Origin of the sequence: Filobacillus milosensis (genome assembly GCF_004402015.1) — a bacterium.
GTDB classification, from domain to species: domain Bacteria; phylum Bacillota; class Bacilli; order Bacillales; family Alkalibacillaceae; genus Filobacillus; species Filobacillus milosensis.
Map to the genome: position 1 here is coordinate 26981 of NZ_SOPW01000014.1, position 18754 is coordinate 45734.

The 18754-nt window shown below is 34.4% G+C and carries 29 protein-coding genes; 20 read left to right on the forward strand and 9 right to left on the reverse strand.

The window, feature by feature from the left end:
• The first annotated feature begins 11 nt into the window (after positions 1-11).
• The 7 genes from E3U55_RS12330 to E3U55_RS17415 all read left to right on the forward strand — a co-directional run bounded on the left by E3U55_RS12330 (position 12) and on the right by E3U55_RS17415 (position 2869).
• Complete coding sequence (locus E3U55_RS12330; protein ID WP_134340784.1) at positions 12-362, forward strand: DUF2200 domain-containing protein; 351 nt, start codon at positions 12-14, stop codon at positions 360-362.
• 35 nt (positions 363-397) lie between these two features.
• Positions 398-592: a hypothetical protein gene (locus E3U55_RS12335; RefSeq protein ID WP_134340785.1), complete on the forward strand. Its 195-nt coding sequence runs from the start codon at positions 398-400 to the stop codon at positions 590-592.
• Between the two features lie 150 nt (positions 593-742).
• On the forward strand, positions 743-1243 hold the full coding sequence (locus E3U55_RS12340; protein WP_134340786.1) for an NUDIX hydrolase: 501 nt from the start codon (positions 743-745) through the stop codon (positions 1241-1243).
• Entirely contained in the window at positions 1243-1410 is a 168-nt protein-coding gene (locus tag E3U55_RS17410; RefSeq protein ID WP_153801946.1) for a hypothetical protein, read from the forward strand. The genes E3U55_RS12340 and E3U55_RS17410 overlap by 1 nt, the downstream gene beginning before the upstream one ends.
• A 58-nt stretch (positions 1411-1468) precedes the next feature.
• Entirely contained in the window at positions 1469-1813 is a 345-nt protein-coding gene (locus E3U55_RS12345) for a hypothetical protein (protein ID WP_134340787.1), read from the forward strand.
• A 209-nt stretch (positions 1814-2022) separates the two neighbouring features.
• A complete protein-coding gene (locus E3U55_RS12350; protein WP_134340788.1) occupies positions 2023-2589 on the forward strand; it encodes a DUF4256 domain-containing protein in 567 nt (188 codons plus the stop codon).
• Positions 2590-2707: 118 nt separating this feature from the next.
• Positions 2708-2869, forward strand: a complete 162-nt coding sequence (locus tag E3U55_RS17415) for a hypothetical protein (RefSeq protein ID WP_153801947.1) — start codon at positions 2708-2710, stop codon at positions 2867-2869.
• A 37-nt stretch (positions 2870-2906) separates the two neighbouring features.
• On the opposite strand, the gene E3U55_RS12355 is transcribed toward E3U55_RS17415, so the two are convergent.
• The 3 genes from E3U55_RS12355 to E3U55_RS12365 form a co-directional block, all read right to left on the reverse strand.
• Entirely contained in the window at positions 2907-3809 is a 903-nt protein-coding gene (locus E3U55_RS12355) for a ClpXP adapter SpxH family protein (protein WP_323740415.1), read from the reverse strand.
• A gap of 27 nt (positions 3810-3836) precedes the next feature.
• On the reverse strand, positions 3837-4220 hold the full coding sequence (locus E3U55_RS12360) for a globin domain-containing protein (protein WP_134340789.1): 384 nt from the start codon (positions 4218-4220) through the stop codon (positions 3837-3839).
• Between the two features lie 148 nt (positions 4221-4368).
• On the reverse strand, positions 4369-4935 hold the full coding sequence (locus E3U55_RS12365; RefSeq protein WP_134340790.1) for a CYTH domain-containing protein: 567 nt from the start codon (positions 4933-4935) through the stop codon (positions 4369-4371).
• A 145-nt stretch (positions 4936-5080) separates the two neighbouring features.
• On the opposite strand from E3U55_RS12365, the gene E3U55_RS12370 reads away from it, so the two are divergent.
• Genes E3U55_RS12370 through E3U55_RS12380 form a run of 3 tightly spaced genes read left to right on the forward strand, consistent with a single transcriptional unit; the run spans position 5081 to position 7411 of the window.
• On the forward strand, positions 5081-5695 hold the full coding sequence (locus E3U55_RS12370; protein WP_134340791.1) for a GTP pyrophosphokinase: 615 nt from the start codon (positions 5081-5083) through the stop codon (positions 5693-5695).
• A 24-nt stretch (positions 5696-5719) separates the two neighbouring features.
• Positions 5720-6529 carry an NAD kinase gene (locus E3U55_RS12375; protein WP_134340792.1) on the forward strand — a complete coding sequence of 270 codons (810 nt, stop codon included), beginning with the start codon at positions 5720-5722 and terminating at the stop codon, positions 6527-6529.
• 3 nt (positions 6530-6532) lie between these two features.
• Positions 6533-7411 (forward strand): RluA family pseudouridine synthase, encoded by an 879-nt coding sequence (locus E3U55_RS12380; protein WP_134340793.1) that lies wholly within the window; start codon positions 6533-6535, stop codon positions 7409-7411.
• Here E3U55_RS12380 and E3U55_RS12385 read toward each other — a convergent pair.
• Entirely contained in the window at positions 7383-8564 is a 1182-nt protein-coding gene (locus tag E3U55_RS12385) for an FtsW/RodA/SpoVE family cell cycle protein (RefSeq protein WP_134340794.1), read from the reverse strand. The genes E3U55_RS12380 and E3U55_RS12385 overlap by 29 nt on opposite strands.
• Positions 8565-8894: 330 nt before the next feature.
• Between E3U55_RS12385 and mgtE the strand changes: the two genes are divergently transcribed.
• Positions 8895-10268, forward strand: a complete 1374-nt coding sequence (gene mgtE / locus E3U55_RS12390) for a magnesium transporter (RefSeq protein WP_134340795.1) — start codon at positions 8895-8897, stop codon at positions 10266-10268.
• Positions 10269-10406: 138 nt separating this feature from the next.
• Entirely contained in the window at positions 10407-10781 is a 375-nt protein-coding gene (locus E3U55_RS12395) for a CotO family spore coat protein (RefSeq protein ID WP_134340796.1), read from the forward strand.
• Positions 10782-10837: 56 nt separating this feature from the next.
• Here E3U55_RS12395 and E3U55_RS12400 read toward each other — a convergent pair whose 3' ends face one another.
• Complete coding sequence (locus E3U55_RS12400) at positions 10838-11290, reverse strand: CotY/CotZ family spore coat protein (protein WP_134340797.1); 453 nt, start codon at positions 11288-11290, stop codon at positions 10838-10840.
• Between the two features lie 232 nt (positions 11291-11522).
• On the opposite strand from E3U55_RS12400, the gene E3U55_RS12405 reads away from it, so the two are divergent.
• The 4 genes from E3U55_RS12405 (at position 11523) to E3U55_RS12415 (ending at position 13522) form a co-directional block, all read left to right on the forward strand.
• Positions 11523-11717, forward strand: a complete 195-nt coding sequence (locus tag E3U55_RS12405; RefSeq protein WP_134340798.1) for a hypothetical protein — start codon at positions 11523-11525, stop codon at positions 11715-11717.
• Between the two features lie 326 nt (positions 11718-12043).
• On the forward strand, positions 12044-12217 hold the full coding sequence (locus E3U55_RS17420; protein WP_153801948.1) for a hypothetical protein: 174 nt from the start codon (positions 12044-12046) through the stop codon (positions 12215-12217).
• A 77-nt stretch (positions 12218-12294) separates the two neighbouring features.
• A complete protein-coding gene (locus E3U55_RS12410; protein ID WP_134340799.1) occupies positions 12295-12585 on the forward strand; it encodes a hypothetical protein in 291 nt (96 codons plus the stop codon).
• Between the two features lie 28 nt (positions 12586-12613).
• On the forward strand, positions 12614-13522 hold the full coding sequence (locus E3U55_RS12415) for an MBL fold metallo-hydrolase (protein WP_134340800.1): 909 nt from the start codon (positions 12614-12616) through the stop codon (positions 13520-13522).
• Here E3U55_RS12415 and E3U55_RS12420 read toward each other — a convergent pair.
• The 4 genes from E3U55_RS12420 to E3U55_RS12435 all read right to left on the reverse strand — a co-directional run bounded on the left by E3U55_RS12420 (position 13519) and on the right by E3U55_RS12435 (position 16058).
• A complete protein-coding gene (locus E3U55_RS12420; RefSeq protein ID WP_323740416.1) occupies positions 13519-14199 on the reverse strand; it encodes a DUF421 domain-containing protein in 681 nt (226 codons plus the stop codon). The genes E3U55_RS12415 and E3U55_RS12420 overlap by 4 nt on opposite strands.
• Positions 14200-14287: 88 nt before the next feature.
• Positions 14288-14713: a GNAT family N-acetyltransferase gene (locus E3U55_RS12425; RefSeq protein ID WP_134340802.1), complete on the reverse strand. Its 426-nt coding sequence runs from the start codon at positions 14711-14713 to the stop codon at positions 14288-14290.
• Between the two features lie 3 nt (positions 14714-14716).
• Positions 14717-15235: a YjcG family protein gene (locus tag E3U55_RS12430; RefSeq protein ID WP_134340803.1), complete on the reverse strand. Its 519-nt coding sequence runs from the start codon at positions 15233-15235 to the stop codon at positions 14717-14719.
• 97 nt (positions 15236-15332) lie between these two features.
• Positions 15333-16058 carry an alpha/beta hydrolase gene (locus E3U55_RS12435; RefSeq protein ID WP_134340804.1) on the reverse strand — a complete coding sequence of 242 codons (726 nt, stop codon included), beginning with the start codon at positions 16056-16058 and terminating at the stop codon, positions 15333-15335.
• Positions 16059-16240: 182 nt separating this feature from the next.
• Between E3U55_RS12435 and E3U55_RS12440 the strand changes: the two genes are divergently transcribed.
• The 4 genes from E3U55_RS12440 to E3U55_RS12455 all read left to right on the forward strand — a co-directional run bounded on the left by E3U55_RS12440 (position 16241) and on the right by E3U55_RS12455 (position 18741).
• Positions 16241-16798 carry a phosphatidylglycerophosphatase A family protein gene (locus E3U55_RS12440; RefSeq protein ID WP_134340805.1) on the forward strand — a complete coding sequence of 186 codons (558 nt, stop codon included), beginning with the start codon at positions 16241-16243 and terminating at the stop codon, positions 16796-16798.
• Positions 16799-17594: 796 nt separating this feature from the next.
• On the forward strand, positions 17595-17906 hold the full coding sequence (locus tag E3U55_RS12445) for a hypothetical protein (RefSeq protein WP_134340806.1): 312 nt from the start codon (positions 17595-17597) through the stop codon (positions 17904-17906).
• A 178-nt stretch (positions 17907-18084) separates the two neighbouring features.
• Complete coding sequence (locus E3U55_RS12450; protein WP_134340807.1) at positions 18085-18285, forward strand: hypothetical protein; 201 nt, start codon at positions 18085-18087, stop codon at positions 18283-18285.
• 66 nt (positions 18286-18351) lie between these two features.
• On the forward strand, positions 18352-18741 hold the full coding sequence (locus E3U55_RS12455) for a hypothetical protein (RefSeq protein WP_134340808.1): 390 nt from the start codon (positions 18352-18354) through the stop codon (positions 18739-18741).
• The last annotated feature ends 13 nt before the right edge of the window (positions 18742-18754 follow it).

Genomic DNA, 18754 nt, shown 5'->3' on the forward strand with positions numbered 1-18754 from the left:
GAGGATTTAGCATGGCTAAACATAAAATCTATACAATGAGTTTCGCAAGTGTTTATCCCCACTATATTAAAAAGGCGGAGAAAAAAGGACGTACTAAAGAAGAAGTCGATGAAATTATTCGTTGGTTAACGGGGTATAGCCAAGGGGAATTAGAAACACAGCTGGAAAACCAGACAGATTTCGAGACCTTTTTTCACGAAGCTCCCCAATTGAATCCATCTAGGACTTTAATTAAAGGTGTAATCTGCGGAGTTCGCGTAGAAGATATCGAAGAAACAACTATGCAGGAAATCCGCTACATGGATAAACTGATCGATGAATTGGCAAGGGGAAAATCGATGGAGAAGATTTTGCGTAAATAATTTTGTCAGGATAGTGTAGAAGGAGGCTAAATAATATGGGGCGTTTAGAAGTATTGCAATCATTATTGAAGAGTTTTTTATATATTGCATTAGCTATTGTGTTATTTAGTAATTTATATGAATACCAACCTCTTAGCCCAGCAGCAAAAACTATCATAGCATCTTTGGCTATTATTGAAGCAATTGGCCTCATTAGAAAAGTAGATAATAGAAACCAGGTAAACAGTTAAAGGATCAGTTTTTAGACTAAAGGCGATTATCATTGATCGTCTTTTTATTTTTATGATAAATAGTTGGAATATTATGTTAAAATTAGATTAGACGTATAATTTTATGTCACCTAAGATGCCGAAAAAATAGTTTCATTATGGAGGTCACTCATGAAATACTGTGGTCAATGTGGCGAACTTTTATTGTTAAATCAAGGTAATAGAAATCGTGCAAAAATGATCTGTCCGAATTGTAAATGGAAATGGTATTCTAACCCGGTACCAATTGTTGTTGTATTAGTATCTGCTGGAAAAGATAACATTGTATACGTAAGACAAAATCAGTACCCAAAAGGCGTGTGGTCTCTAGTTTCAGGTTATGTTAATAGAGGTGAGAGTGCTGAAGCGGCTGCAGTTAGAGAAGTTAGAGAAGAAACAGGACTGGATACAAAAGTAGAAAAGTTTATGGGTTCCATTGTTTCTAATAATGCTCCAGACGATATCTACTTAATGTTCCATTGTAAGGTTATAGACGGAAAATTAAAAGCAGGCGATGATGCTGATGAAGTTAAGATAGCCCCAGTATCTATTGATGAGTTAGTAACTAATAGCGTTGCAGAGAAAATGGTTATAGATTTTCAAAATGAACTAAAGTATACAGGGGGAGTATAATGAATTCAATCAAAACAATGTTGTTAGGTATAGCGATATTAATTGTAGCTGTATACATAAAACAAGAGGGAATCTTCTATGAGAATGAAGAATTTATTCTTGTAGGAATTGGTAGTGTGTTGACGTTAATAGGATTTGTAAAAACTGATTTAGACGAAAAAGAGTAGATAAATATTATTTTTTTAGAGGATTAAGATCGAGTGGAATAAGTGAGGAAATATGAAAATGAATTTTTTGAGCAATTTATCACTATTATTTTTTCTTTTAATCGTCGGGTGTGGAGATGATAATGTTTATGATGCGGATTTTCAGGGGACAATTCTTGAGGTAAAAGAAGATAGTATCCTTGTAAGTGAAGACGACATTAATCCGGAATCTACATATCCGGTTTATGAAATAATGATTAATAAATCGACAAAGTTTAGTGGAGAAGTTGAAAGATATAAGGATTTAGATAATTTTATAAGCCAAATTGAGCAACCAGTTGTGCATCTTTGGGTTATTGATAAAGGTGAAAATAATGAAATTGATAACAGGATTGCAAGAGAAGTCATTGTAGAAAAAGAGTGATTTAATTCTATGATGCTTAACCTATACTATATTCTATACCTCCTATCAGAATGCATATTATACCTAGTTTATTATTAATATTTGTGTGCTTATTATATTTTGGTTGGTTACTGTACAATAAAAAGAAGTTGTAAAAATTTATTTATCTAACTGGCGATCTTTACATAAAGATAGATTCAATATAATTAAACTATTAGGAGGAAATTAATATGCCAAAGAAAAATATGGAACTGTCTGTTGAACAACGTGAGGAATTAATAAAAGCATTGAAAACCCGCTTTGAGAAAAACATGAGCCGCCATGAAGGTCTTGAATGGGATAACGTCCAAACAAAACTAGATGATCAACCTGAAAAACTGTGGTCGCTCAATGAAATGGAAAGAACTGAAGGAGAACCAGATGTAGTTGGTTATGATAACAAAACGGATGAATACATTTTTTATGATTGTTCTGCGCAAAGTCCTAAAGGGCGCAGAAGTGTGTGTTATGACCGTGAAGCACTTGAGTCAAGAAAGAAACATAAACCAGATAATAATGCTATAGATATGGCTAACGACATGGGTATTGAGCTTTTATCGGAAGACCAATACCGCGATTTACAACAACTTGGAGAATTTGATACGAAAACTTCGAGCTGGGTGAAAACACCTGACAATATTAGAATTCTTGGCGGTGCCATTTTCTGTGATCGACGTTATGACACTGTCTTTGTGTACCATAACGGAGCAGAGTCTTACTATTCTGCAAGAGGTTTTCGTGGTTCTTTAAGGGTTTAATTTTTTGAAGACAGTTACATTAAGTATTAGGAGATGCACTTATGAAAACAGAAAAAGAGAAAATGCTGGATTGGCATGATTAAGTTTATGTACATTAAATCATTTCATATTAGAAGAAATGAATGGTTTGTGGGAAACGAAACATCATACTACGAGTTATCGTGCGTTACTAAGAGAAGAATTGAGTCAAATATTAAGTGAAGCGGGTTTCTCAAATATTACTTGGAATATGCCTGAAGACACTGGTTACTATCAGCCTATTCTAATAGCTGAAAAATAAAAAAAGTAGAAGGAATCATTTTAAAATTCCTTCTACCTTATGATGCATCATTGACATATTGCCAAAACATACCGTACTTTACTGGCACTTGTTTGACTTTTTGCTTTAGAACTAATTTTTTTAGTTCTTTTTCTGCCTTTTCAATACTCCAATCGAAGACAACAGCGACTTCTTTCGTAGCTACAAACTCAAAGTGACATAAGAAATCTTCAAGTGAAGGTTTTCTTGTTGGTTGAACCTTCTTTCCTAACGTTTCAAATAACGCACGAAGATAAATGTTGTAATTATAAAGACCAGACACTCTTAACCCATCAGCATCATGTTCACGGTTGAACATGACCACTGTTGGTAGCTGTTCAACATCCATCTCACAGGTCAAGTTCCAATCACACTTTAAAGCACGTTTAGCAGTATTCGAATGAATGTCTTTTTTGAATTCGTCTAAATCCAAATTGACTTTATCAGCAATTTCAAAGAGTACATTTTCATTTGATATATTTTTCTTATCTAAAAACAAGTACTCTTGTAATTTGCGTAGAAATTTAGAACCTAATCGCTGCCCTTGAAGTTCTGCTGCTTTAATAGCTAATGCTACAATTGAAGGGGAGGAAACAGGGTTTTCATACCAAAGGTCGCCATCGCAACTCATTCCAGTACGGCAAGCGGTTTTCTCCCAATAACTTGCTAAGTCTTTTGATTTTTTGCTAGGTTTATTGTTTAAGTTTGTTAGATTACTAGATACAATCGGTCGTATTTTAAAATAACAGCCATATTCCATTGCTAGTTTTTTAATATAAGGTTCTAACGACCAACATTCTGGACATAATGGATCTATAAATACATATATCTCAATGGGTTTATCTATAATACGACAAAAGTCAACTTGGGAATTATCATTCGATGCTAGATTGTCCATTACTTCGGATGTTAGTTTACCCACATCGATTTCCCCTTTCACAAGAAAATTTTATTCTTCTGTATTCATCATATGATTTGCCGTCATTGTTAATCTCTCATAAATAGAAGATTTATAAGGTTCTTCAATTTCAGCTTCATCTAATGCACCTGCCATACATTCTAACCAGGCATCACGTCGAGTTGGTGTGATCGGAAATGGCATATGGCGAGCGCGTAACATTGGGTGACCATGCTCTTGAATATATAATGGTGGGCCACCAAAGAATTGTGTTAAAAATTGTTTTTGTTTACGAGCTGTTTCAGTTAAGTCATCAGGGAAGATGGGTATTAAATCCGGATGCTCCCCAACCCTTGAATAGAACGCTTCAACTAGTCGATCGACTGCTTCAGCTCCACCTATAGCTTCATAGATATTACCTTGTTGATAAGCCATGTTAGTTATAATCCTTTCTTTGAATCTAAAACATTTAGTATCAATAAATAACAATATAGTATAACCTTAATGACTAAAATTAGTTAATCAGGTTATCTTTTACTTTATTATTGTAGCAACGCTTATGTACTCTGGCAAACTTTAAGGTTTATTCTAAGGTATTAAAAAAGCGTTGAATTTTATTTATACTAGGTTGTTTTTCTATATTATGTTCATCTAAAATTTGTTCAAAAAAAGCCTTTCCTTCCTGATATAAAGGGGATTCTATTTCTAACTCAAAATCTTCAACACCATTATATCTACTATAATCTAAAACAACGATAAAATTGTTAACAGATTTTTCTAGGCGATAAGTTGTTAATTCGCCTTTATAATTGATTTGATCTAAATCTATGTTTAAAGGGGACAACTGTTTCTGAATATTTTCTTTTAGTATGACTTGATTATCAAACCATTGATTAGCTTCATCATCAGTGAGTTGATCATGTGTCTCTAAAAGCCCCTCATCACGAGGTTGTTTTAGAGTGGCTATATATTGATCATTCTTTTTTCTGATTCTCAATGCTGATTGATGATTTTTTAATTGAAAATCATCGGTTTCAAAATAATAATTGGTTTGCTTTTTTGGCTCTTGGTCATTAAACCATTTTTCTCTTAATTGATTATATTGTTTTTCATTTAAAATATTTTTAAATTCGATTTCAATTTCCTGCATTTGATTTCCCTCAAATCGTTATCAATTACTTTTTCTTTCATTAATTATGAAGTATACTTCAATTGGATTCAAAGGTTATCTATTGGTATTTTGTGATACAATAATATTGCAAGTTAGCAAGATGTGGAAAGAGGGGAGAGCGGCAATGAATTGGGAAATATTTTTAGCGCCATATACACAAGCTGTCGATGAATTAAAAATCAAACTAAAAGGCATGAGAAAACAATTCGATTATGAATCACGCCATTCTCCGATTGAATTTGTGACAGGAAGAGTTAAACCTATTACCAGCATACTTGAGAAAGCTAAGCGCCGAGACATTGCCATTGCAAATGTTGAGGATGAAGTTCAAGATATTGCTGGATTGAGAGTTGTATGTCCGTTTGTTGAAGATATATATGACGTTGTAGACATGTTAAGGTTAAGGAAAGACTTTTCAATCGTTGAAGAAAAAGATTATATCGAAAAAAACAAAGATAGTGGATATCGTTCCTTTCATGTGATTATTAGATATCCAGTTGAGACCATTTATGGAGAAAAGCAATTATTAGCAGAAATCCAAATAAGAACACTAGCTATGAATTTTTGGGCAATTAATGAGCATTCGTTAAATTATAAATACTCAGGGCAGATTCCATCTGAAGTTACAGAACGGTTAAGAAGTGCTTCTGAAGCCGCCTTTCGACTGGATGAAGAGATGTCCAAGATTCGCCAAGAAATCCGAGATGCACAAGAAGTCTTCAGACGTAAAAAGGATTAACAATCTAAAAAAGGGGTCGTGACGATGAAATTTGCGGTTCAATGTCGAGGAGATAACGATTCAAAAGAAATAAAATCAAAATTAAAAAGCTACTTATCACAGTTTAAAATGGAATATAACGAAGAAGAACCAGATCTATGCATATCAGTTGGTGGTGATGGTACATTACTTGAAGCATTTCATAAATATGTCCATCGATTAGATCAAACGGCCTTTATTGGTATACATACAGGTCACTTAGGTTTTTATGCGGATTGGGTTCCTAAAGAATTAGAGAAGTTAATTATTGAAATAGCAAGAACACCATTCCAAGTAGTGGAGTATCCATTACTTGAGTTAACGATTAGACCTAATGATTATGAACAAGAACATACTTATATCGCATTAAATGAGATTACAGTAAAAACGGCAGAAGGTTCTGTGGTATTAGATGTTGAGATTAAAGGTGAACATTTTGAAACATTCAGAGGAGACGGGCTTTGCATCTCTACACCATCTGGTTCAACAGCTTATAATAAAGCACTTGGCGGAGCCATTATTCACCCTTCATTAGAAGCGTTTCAGATTACAGAAATGGCTTCAATCAACAACCGAGTCTTTAGAACCGTGGGCTCGCCGCTAATCTTACCTAAGCACCATACAGCTGTTCTAAAGCCGCGCAATGAAAGAACATTTATGATTACGATTGATCATTTAAACATGGCATTTAATGATGTTCATAGTATTCAATGTCGTGTGGCTAAAGAAAGAGTAAGATTTGCGAGGTTCCGACCTTTCCCATTTTGGAAACGCGTGCATGACTCATTTATTGCTGATGAGCGAACGGAGTTATAGGTTATGGAATGGAAAATTAAACGAAAAGATGAAAATAAGCTCGTTCGTGATTATTTGTTACACGACCGAGCTTTTTCTAATAGGCTTATAAAACATATTAAACGTGAAGGTGAAATATTGGTAAATGAATTACCTGTTACAGTCAGGCATCAATTAAAGGCAGGGGAGATCCTTAAGGTTAACCTACCGGATTCAGTATCAAAGGATCATCTAACTCCCATTAATATACCTTTAAATATAATTTATGAAGATGAGTATCTCATTGGTATCAATAAACCTAGAGGTCTAGCTGTATCCCCCAATATGAACGATAAAGAGACATTGGTTAATGGTTTGATGTATTACTATAAACAACAGGGTATGAATCTAGCCCCGCATATTATTACCCGACTGGATAAAAATACTTCAGGCGTTGTGGTTATTGCTAAAAATGGTTATGTTCATCATTTATTATCCACTCAAAAGATTCACAGAGAATACCGAGCGATGGTTGAAAGAGTTATGAATTTAAAACAATCCACCATTGACCTACCTATTGATAGAAATTTACCTTCAATCATAGAAAGAAAAGTAGATCAAAATGGAAAAAAAGCAGTTACGCACTATGAAGTCATTCAAGAGTGGCGTAACTGCTCATTATTAAGAGTTTGGTTAGAAACTGGACGAACACATCAAATTAGAGTCCATTTCTCACATATAGGTCACCCATTAATAGGGGATGACTTATACGGAAGCACATTTTTACCAATTCAAGGACAGGCTTTGCACTGTAGACAAGTCCGGTTTAAACATCCAATTTATGAAAATATCATTCAATGTGTGGCTTCATACCCACACGAACTGCTTATGATCATTAATCATCCTCACCAGATTCAAACATAAAGGTTCGTTGACGTGAACGGACATTTAATATTAAACCGATGGCAGCCATATATACCAGTAACGATGTACCTCCATAACTTAAAAATGGTAACGGTAAACCGGTTAATGGCATGAGCTGTATAGACATACCAATGTTTTGGAAGATTTGATAAGTGAATAACCCAACAATTCCAACACCTAAATAGGTTCCAAACGGGTCTTTACATTCCAAAGCAATTTGAACAATTCGATAGATCAGCAAGAAATACAAAATTATTATAATACTTGAACCTACAAAACCAAATTGTTCGGCTACAGCTGTAAAGATCATATCGGTATGACGTTCAGGAATCCATACTTCATAATCCATGGTTCCTTTACCTGATAATTGACCGGAGCCGATAGCTAACATTGATTTTATAACTTGCATAGCCGCACCTGCTTGGTATAAATGAGGGTTATCCCAGGCTTTAATACGGTCAGCCACGTGATCAAACTGTGGCGTTTCTTCTTCTATAAAATTAATAAAACCGTCCGGGTTAGCAAAATAAAGAATGAATAATGTAGCAACGACTACAAATACCGATCCAAAAACAGCTATGATGGTTCGCCAGCGAATTCCTGAAATGACGATTAAGAACGCAGCTATTGAAGCTATGACTAACGATGATCCAATATCAGGTTGAATAGCAATTAGAATGAATACTGGTAAACTCATACCAAGTATTTTTCCGAGTAAAACAAGATCATAATTCAAATCTTTATGATTCCATTTTTCATTATGACTTGTAATGACATTCGCAAGACCTACAACTAAGAAAACTTTTACAAATTCAGATGGCTGTAGTGTAGTTGTACCAAATTTATACCAACGAAGGGCACCATTATTTTCGTATGCCCATGGTAGGAAATGTAAACCTACTAACATGAATATACCTAAAATGTATAAGGGCCAGCCAAACTTCCGGTAACGGTCAAAGTCAATAACCATAATCACACCTATACCAACCGCACTAATAATAAACCATATTATTTGTCGTTTGTAATAACCACTATAAGCAGATGGATAGGCTTCACCTAATGTATATAATGTAAAACAACTTATTCCAACTAGTAAAATGACAGTAGTAACTAGAAAAGTGTCTAATGTTTGTTTATTTATTTGGTTATTCATGAGTATTCCCCTTTAGATTCTTGAACTATCTCTATAGTTAATCATACGTCAAAAACTGTTATTTTGAAATAGTAGAATCGTTTGTCATAGTTGTAAAGTAAGTTAAATTTTTATTTTAGACAATGTTAAATATTAAGATTGATAAAATAAGGAAATTGGATGAAAGGTCATTTGTTTAAGAAAAGCGGAAGGCGTCCGCCTGCAGCGATTTTTAGAATCAACATCTTACTTTAACAACGTTATATTATAAAAGAATTTAGGCTGTCGGTAGCAAATTTAAACCATTTTATTTAAAATAAATATATTGAGCTCGTCTGAGGAGGGGTAATCATGGAGACGCCACAAAACCATAGAAGCATCGAATATGAAAAAATCATAGAAAAAATTTACACTGCTTTGGAAAAAGATTCAATTGATCAATTTAGATCCGAGTTTTTAGAACTTCACCCATATGATCAGGCGAATATATTTATTAATTTAGATCAAGAAGTAAGACTTCAGATTTACACGTATTTATCACCGGATGAAATGTCTGAGGTAATTGAAAACTTTGAGCTGGACGAGGTTGGAGCAATTATTACAGAGATGGACCCCAGGTTTGCAGCTCAAATTTTTGATGAATTATCAACAGATGATGCAGTAGATATTATGAATACATTAGAACGTGATCAAATTGCCAGTTACTTAACATTAATGAATCGTGAAGAAGCCCGTGAGATCAAGAACTTATTGCACTATGAGGAACGAACCGCGGGTAGTATTATGACAACCGAGTATGTGGTTGTGAATCACAACATGACCATTAAGCAAGCGATGGTTCACTTAAGAGAAAAAGCACCTAATGCTGAAACAATTTATTATGTTTTTGTAACAGATGATCAAAAAAGATTAGTAGGTGTAATCTCTCTTCGTGATTTAATTATATCCGAGGAAGATTGGATCGTGAGCGACATCATGAGTGAGCGGGTTGTTTATGCATCAGCCGGTGACGACCAGGAATCCATAGCCAAATTAATGCGAGATTATGATTTCTTAGCTTTACCTGTTGTTGATTTTAAAAAACATCTGTTAGGTATTATTACAGTGGATGACATTTTAGATGTTATGGATGAGGAAGCAAGTGATGACTACTCCAAATTAGCCGGTGTTGCAGATTTAGATAAAAATGATTTGAGTGCAATGGATGCAGCAAAAAAACGCTTACCATGGCTAATTATTTTATTATTTTTAGGAATGCTTACAGCAACGTTAATCGGACAGTTTGAAGGTACTTTACAAAAAGCAGCCATTCTTGGTGCGTTTATCCCACTAATTGCAGGTATGGCAGGTAACACAGGAACACAAGCATTGGCAGTGACAGTTCGTGGTATTGCAACTGGTGATGCAATGAATGAAGGTTTTATCAAACGATTAAAGCGTGAATCATTAACTGGGCTAATTACTGGAGTGATCTGTGGAATAGTCATTGTGTTAATCATTATTGTTTGGAAAAACGCTCTATATTTAGGATTAGTCGTAGGTTTTTCAATCATGATTTCATTAATTGTCGCAACTATAGCAGGAGCTTTTTTGCCACTGTTAATGCACAAACTAAACATTGACCCTGCTGTTGCGAGTGGTCCTTTTATTACAACAATTAACGACTTAATTTCAGTACTCATATATTTCGGCACAGCAACAATGTTTATGGAGTATTTAGTGTAGAACTCGCAATTAAGCGGGTTCTATTTTTGGTATCGGCGATATTTAATAATTAAATTAAATGAAGAGTTAAGCCAACCTCACAGAATTGGGTGTTTGCGCATAAAATGGGTTAGAGTCACATGAAAGGAGTATGTGCATATGGAAGATCAACGTACAAAACCACCTTTACTGTACATTGCGCAAAACAAAGAATCACACCCCCAAGTAGAAACTCAATCAAGCTATTATACTGCAAATACACAGAAACAACAGAAAACTGAGGTTGAACAAGCAAAAGCAGCAAGCAGAAGTCGGTTTCAGTCCTTATCTGTAGAAGGAAAATTAAATTACATTACGAACATGCAAGAAACATTGCCAAAATTAAAGTGTAAATTCTTAACGAAAGAAGGGGCGTTTAATGGACATATAGAAGAGGTTGTAGAAGAAGGAGCAAAAGTGTTTTTAACAGACTTACGTCGACGTCGAACCCTGACAAATGATATATTGCTAGATATTCAAATCATTGGATTTTAAAAACATTCATAAAAAATGCCTGCGATAATGAAGTCGCAGGCATTTTTTATTATTATCTAGTTGATTGCATTTACTGCTGGTAAACAAGTAACGTGACAGAAGCATTTTAGATCGACGTTTATGCAGATTCCAGTAGCTCTTAAGCGAGCAGTTTTTTGGCATGTAGGATCTTTAGGATTTCTATCAGAATCAGCAGGGTCTCGTAATAATTCTAATACTGCACAGCAATCATCATCTACTTTTTTCACTCGGAAGTAAAAGCTTCCAACAACAGTGCGATTTTCATCGTTCATTGCACCGAAACCTTCAAATGTTTTGCAATCACAGTATAGTAATACTGGAACAGTGTCTAACCCCGAAGGTGACGTTGTATCCCCCAATAAATCCTCAATAGATTGCTTACAGCTGACATCGCAATCGTGTTCAACGATGTCATTTTGTGCGTCCACGATTTGGCGTAGAATATCGCATACGCAGCTCTCAGTATGATCTTTACCGCGACATGACATTAGCCATTCTCCTTTCTAGTCATATGACCTTTCTTACGTTAATAATTTATGCATATGCTTAGGGAGAGTGTGGGCAATTGACTGTATTTTTAAATTTTCTTAGTTATTATGCCCATTAGTTTTTGTCCGTTCAAAATAATTGTATTTCCTTTATATTTGGGACATATATCCATGCTGATTATGTTGTGTTGAATATACTATTATCGAGACAATAGTGGGAGGAGAGATTGGAATGTCAAATGAAGAAAATGATCGTCGTATAGAAGAGGTACTGGCTAACGCAAAAAAGGTTAAGGTGGTTAGACCAAAGCAAAATTTTGGCCCTGTCTGGAAGCCAAACAATAATAACGATACAAAAAGAAGAAATACAGAAGAACAAGTGGCCCCTCAACTTGAACAAAAACGTCCACCATTTTTTTGGATATAAAAAGAGATTGATAAGAACTCGTAAATATTACGGGTTCTTTTTAAACTTTGATGGAATTTAAACCGGAGTATTGTATTCAAAATTAAAAAAAGGTATTTAATTTAGCGGAAGACGGCGACTCCTGCGAGAACAGCGCGAGAGAAATCACGTGGGATGCACCTGCGTCTTCCAGGAATGCATCGAAGTAGGCTTCCTCGGTGCAAAGGTTCAATGGAGATTATTCATTGATGTTCCTGCGTTGAGCCGTGCCCACGGAAAACGTCCGCCTGTAGCGGTTTGAAAGAATCTATAATAAACTTTATTAGAACTAAAAAGGAGGCTTTGATGTGAAATGGTTATCTGATTTAGAAAAAATTCTAATAGAAATAGGTAAATCACCGGAAAAGAGATTTGCAGAAGATGAAAAGAAACAACAAGAGTGGGAAAAGATGTTAATTGAAGATGAAAAAAGACTAGATGAATGGATGACAAAAATGGGTAAATGGTTCGAATCTAAATAAAAAGGACGCATATAATCTATTAAACACGAATAATTTAATAGATAACGGGTAAAGTAATATTAGAGGAGGTTGGTTTTATGGGTTATATTTTACCAGTTGACTTTCATCAATATAATCAATACCAACGTCGTGAGGTATCTAATAGACGCCAGTCTGATTTAGCATTAGAACGCGTATTTAGAACAGAATTAAATGAATTGAAGCGAAAATTCAACTCAGAAGATCAAGAAGAATTAGAACAAGAAGCACGCAAGACTTATAGTCCTGCTAAAGTATATCAACCTGATGATACAAAATTTATGAATAAAAACCACAAACAATTAGCTGAAATTACAGGAAAAGGACAACATTTTAGCGAAACTATTTAATGAATTATTTTAAAAGGGAGTTTCGTTAATGAAGATGCAACAAATTAATTCAAACAATTACGTTTTTGAAAGCTCAGTCAATATTGGGTATGTGCATGAAGGTAATCAAGGCATAATTATCGATGCGGCTATTGATAAATCAGCCATTCGCAAAGTAGTGCGACAGTTAGAAGAGAAGAATTTGCCTATCACTCACCTATTTATTACACATGCACATGCAGACCATTATGGCGGAGCAAAATATTTAAAGGAATCGTACAAAGTCAAAATCATAGCCCCTACCTTAGAAGCAGCTATAATTAAACATCCTGTGTTAGAACCCACCTATCTATTTTCAGGCAATGATCCCTTAGACGAATTAAGAAATAAATTTTTAGAAGGTCCACCTATAGAAGTGGATTTAACGATCGATGAAGGTCACTATGAAATTGATGGCTTTAATTTTGAAGCTATTGCAACGCCTGGTCATAGTTATAATCAACTTGCCTTAGGTATTAATGGAACCTTATTTGCTGCAGATAGTTACTTTGGACAAAAAGAGATATTGAAGCATAAGATTCCGTATATCACAAGTGTTGATAAAACCATTAATAGTTTAGAAAAACTAAAAAGTTATTCATTTGATGGCTCAGTGCCAGGACATGGTCCTTATGAAGAAGACTATTTAAATACTGTAGAAAAAAATATTGAATATCATAAGGAATTACTTCATAAAGTTTACTGTATCATTCAGGACAAGCAACCTGTTTCTCATGAAGATATCGTAGCCGAATTATGTGAAGCGATGAAAGTAAAGGCTGATCAATTATCTATGTTCTTATTATTTAGAACGGCAGTGACAGCTTATCTGACTGCTTTAATTAATAAAGGTAATATAGAGCACTACATTCAGCAATTTCGCTGGATGTTTAAAATAAAAGAGGAGGAAGGTGCTTAGTATGGTAACACATACAGCCCTTCCTCCTTATTATATTCAGCGTACATCACTTCTTTTAAAGACAGCCCTTGTTTCGAAATTTCATCATAAATCTGCTGCTTATCCCACTCAATTTCCATAATATTTTCTTCAATGAGTTCACCATCAGTAATAACTGAGATAGGTAATATAGTCTCTTGAGGTGCAGCATTAAAGAATTTATTCGTCGGGTTTTGGTAAATATATTTCTTCAATATGTTAATCGACCCATTTGTTTCAAAAATTGCATATTCCACTTCTTGTATGGAAAAGACATCTTTATCCCTCAACAGGTGCATTAACTGGTTCATATCTAACTTACATTTCTTCATAACGTCCCGTTGAATTTGTCCGCGACGGATGACAATTGATGGTTTGCCTTCTAAAATAGATCGGGTCCGTCGATATTTCTGAGTAAACCATTCTGTGAGATAAATCATGACTCCCCATATGGATACGGCAAATAATACATGCCAGACCCCGACTTGTGGGTCGTATAAACCGTTACCTACAAGTTCCCCTAATACAAGAGCAGCAATAAAATCAAAGGCTGTAATCTGTGTGATTTGGGATTTACCAAGAACTTTAGTAAGGACAAATAAAGCCCCAAACCCAACTAGACTTTCTGTTAGTATTTTGACGAAGTCCAATTTCTCCACCATCCTGAATAAAAATACATGTACCTTTTATCCATTATGGTCAATACATATAAAAAATAACCATAAAAAAAGCTGACGAGTATACTCGTCAGCTTAAATCTTTAACCATGGTTACGTGAGGGATTCCGGCATCCATGAATTCATCGGACACAGTCTGGAACCCTAGTATTTTATAAAAAGTTTCTGCATGTGTTTGAGCATTCAATTTAGCTTTTTTAACGCCTTGATCAATTAAATATTGCTCCATTTGATTAATCATTTGGATGCCATAGTGCTTTCCCCGTTCTTCCTTTAGCACACAAATTCTTTCTAGCTTTCCGTATTGGTCTACAAACCTTAAACGACTAGCAGCAATGGGTCGGTCTTCAAAGTAACCAACAAAGTGAACAGCCGTTTCATCATGTTCGTCTAATTCCATTTCTGGAGGCACATTTTGTTCATCAACAAAAACAATTTTTCTTACATTATAGGCATCTTTTAATTGGTTTTCTTTAGTAACACGGTAGATATTCATAAATTATTTTCCTAACTTAAATGTTTCAAATACTGTCCAAGCACCGTCTTCTAATTGATATAGTAATTGGAAACGATCTACAGTATCTTTTAGGTCAAATGTTAACATTCTCATACTTCCATAAACATCTGAATGCTCGTCTTCTGATAAGTCTTGGCTAATCGTGATGTGTGGTACAAATGCATATTGTTGAGACTCAGGGAAAACCCCTTCATTCATTTTGTCGTTTAAAAGTGAAAGTTGGTCGTGCGGTTCAACTTTTAAATACACAGTATTTGTCACTGGGCTAAATGAACTTACCTTATTAATCTCAATTTCAAAGGGTTGTACTTCTGAAGCAATTTTATTTAATTCTTCTGCAATTTCATTAATTTCCTCTTTGCTAGCTTCAAAACGTTCTTTTAATGTAATATGAGGCGGGATTTTATTGTAACGTGGGTCATACCTCATTCGATAAGAGTTAGCAACGTCTTGGATTTCTTTTGATGGGAAAATAGCGATACCATATTTTAATTTTGACATTTTCATAACCTCCTAAGACTAAATTACACGTAACAGAATTTTATTCTAACTTTTATTATAACAAAAAATGAAAAAATTTATCGTCCGTAAAAAAAACTTAATTTTTGAAAATCGTTTTAATAGCATTAGGTAAATCTTTTTGCCACTGTTTCCAAGTGTGTTTTCCTTCTAATTCTTTATAAGTGTAATCACTTGCTCGCTGTGAAAGTACTTCATTTAAATCTCTGTTAGGCGATAAAAAATCATCTTTGTCCCCTTTTGTGGTAGGCACTTCAGTTTCATCTAATCCAATCGTGTGGTAAATGCTCATATTATTAACGTCATCAGATTGTTTAATGGCTTCAATCACTTGTTCATCAACATACGGGGATTGCATAATGACTTTACCAAAATTATTTGGATACTTAAGAGCAGTCATTAAGGACACTGTTCCTCCGAGTGAGTCGCCCATAAGTACTCGGCAAGAGCCTACATGATAACTTGGTAGTTCTTTATCCAATAAAGGCACCACCTCGAAAACTAAAAATTTAATATAGGCTTTATTTCTTTCACCATCAGGGTGATATTTATCCCAACGATCATAACGGTCTTGATAATGAATACCTACAAAAATCGTATTCTCAATTTCACCTTCTTCATGGAGTCGGTCACTTACTGTCGCAACTCTTCCAAGCTGATAGTAATCATTTCCATCTTGCATGATGCAGATATGATATTTATATAAGGGCGAATAATTTTCTGGTTTAAAAATTTTAAGTGTTAATGTTTCATCAAGATACTGGCTATCAATATCTTTTTCTACCATCGTACCCTTTCTTCCCAAGCTTAAAACCTCCATCAATCATAAAATTTATCAGTATGAACTTTCAAAAATTATTTTATCATACTTTAGGAAGTTGGCTAACGAGAAGGCTTTTAAGACAAGCCCTTTTTTTAAAAGATTAAAAATTTGTAATTATTAAAAAACATTGAAAATGATATAATTATAATAAGGGGGGATAGCGTATGACAGTACGTTCTCATATAAAGAGTCAAGAAGTAGAGAAAGCTGCCCGTAAACGCCTTGAAGATAGAGGTGTTACGATTGAGGATATTGCAGATATTGTCTATATCATGCAAGCACCTTATAATGAATCTCTTCGTATGGAAGATTGCGTTGAAAGTGTAGATAAAGTGTTAGAAAAACGTGAAATCCAACATGCTATTTTAGTGGGTGTTGAATTAGATGTCTTAGCAGAAGAAAATAAATTATCTGAACCCTTACAATCACTGATCGCACAGGATGAAGGGCTGTTTGGGGTGGATGAAACCATCGCATTAGGTGCTGCTTTGGGCTATGGAAGTATCGCAGTGACGACGTATGGCCATCTTGATAAACAAAAGATAGGTGTAATTGAAAGACTCGATACTAAAAATGGTGTCAGATGTCACACATTTTTAGATGATATCATTGGAAGTATTGCGGCTAATGCCTCGAGCCGGATTGCACATCGAACAAGAGATTTACAGGATGGGATGTCAGAAGAAGACCTTGAAATGAGGGATGAAGAAGATCGGTTATAAATAAAAGTTAAGGGCTGTCCAGAAAGTCAATGAGAATTGATATAGGGGCAGCCATTAACCATCTACAATACAAATACAACTATTCGGTATTCATCTAACACTATTTGGTGGGCTCCTGTTACTTAGAAATCTATTATGGACGGGTTTCTTAATTATGATATTAGGCTTATCTATTGGTGTATATGCCAGTTTTAAAGGTAATGATTCAGATAATCAAGTTGAAGAGAGTGAGAATTAAAATCAGATTAGTGACTACATATTGTTCAAATGTTTGGGACGTTGACAACTATTATTTAGATACACTTAAATGAACAAGTAGGTAAACGTTTATTAGGAGGTGAAAATATGGATATAAGCATAATTGTAGCGATATTTGTAATTTTTCTAGGTGTTTTAGGCACTGGCTACTATAACAAAAAAAGGAAATAAAACTGCGTTGTATTTGCATTCATACCAGAAGTAATTTGTTGACATTTCAAACTGTCCTTTCAACAGAACAAGGTAGTCCTACTTGGGCTGGAAAGTTTAATGAAATTACTGCAGACATGGAGAATGTAGTAGTTCTGTTGTAATTCTAAAACTAAAAAATTTGGATCGAGTATACTAGAAAGTAATATTATATATTGTAAGTAGAAATTGATCTAAAGGGCCGTAGTTTAATTAGACAATCATTATATTGGTTGTCTTTTTTTGTTTTAAAGAAATTAATTGTTGGAATATTATGTTAAAATTAAGTTTAAAAGATAAAGATATTAAGCATTAAGACAATTATTTTGGGGTTTGGAGGTGCAATTATATGCCATTAGAAGAGGAAGTAAGAGGGTTGTTAATTGGTGGCTTCTCAACTGTGATGGGAATTTGCATGTTAATTTGTGTCTTCCTTTTGATAAAAAAGAATAATAATCTAGGGTATACATGGATATTCCTTCATTTACTATTAGTATCTGTGGCAGCAAATTTTGCTTTAAGGGTTATTACATTTGACTCCAATCATCCTATGGCCTCAGAAGAAATTTCACTCCAAATAAGCATATCGGGAATTATCTGGACATTCAGCATGATTTTTTTAGTATTTGGGTTAATAAGCTTCTCAAAAGAGAAAGTGTAAAGCCTCTTCTTCAAGTAAATGGGGCTAATATGAATAAGGGTATAGCAATTGATTTTTTTGGTAGAGGAGAATATTTCTTTGATTGATGTTTTAAAAAATATATAAAGAGGATTTATAAGCACTCTTGACGAAAACCTTGTCAATGTAAAAATACATAAACATTTAGGGAGTGAGAAATGTGGCTACTTGGGTTACTCACTTTAGGATTACTGAAAAATTATTAAAAGCAGAACTCCCTGTTTCCAAGATTGAATTTTTGATTGGTAACATTGGGCCAGATTGTGGACTCATCGCAAAGGATGGTAAACCCACCCCTCCAAAAGAAACTACTCATTTCGAGATTGATGGAAATATCAACTCTGATTCTTTTTACCAATAATATCTCTGTAACGTTAAAGAAAGTTCACTTGGTGAGTTTTCCTATTATCTTGGATATTATATCCACTTGGTGACTGATGAGAAATGGATTGAATTTACTGATCAAAAGAAAAAAGAAAAAGTGTTCGAGAAAATTCTAAACACTCCTGAATATACTCCTCTTGTTAAAAGAGACTGGTATGGATTAGATTTTTTATATCTTAAAAATCATAAAGACAATATTTTTTGGACTGAGTTTCAACACATCACTGATTTCCCAGAGTTTCTAGATTTTTTTCCGCAAGGTCAAACACTTGAACAGATTAGAAATATCACTAATTTTTATCGCAGCCACACGATTTCTGATGACCACGAATTTATATATCTTACGCCAAATGAAGGCGATAGGTTTGTAGAAAATACTGTACAAACGATCAAACTTTTATTAAATCAAAGGATACGAACACAACTAGTATAGCTTGGTCATGAGT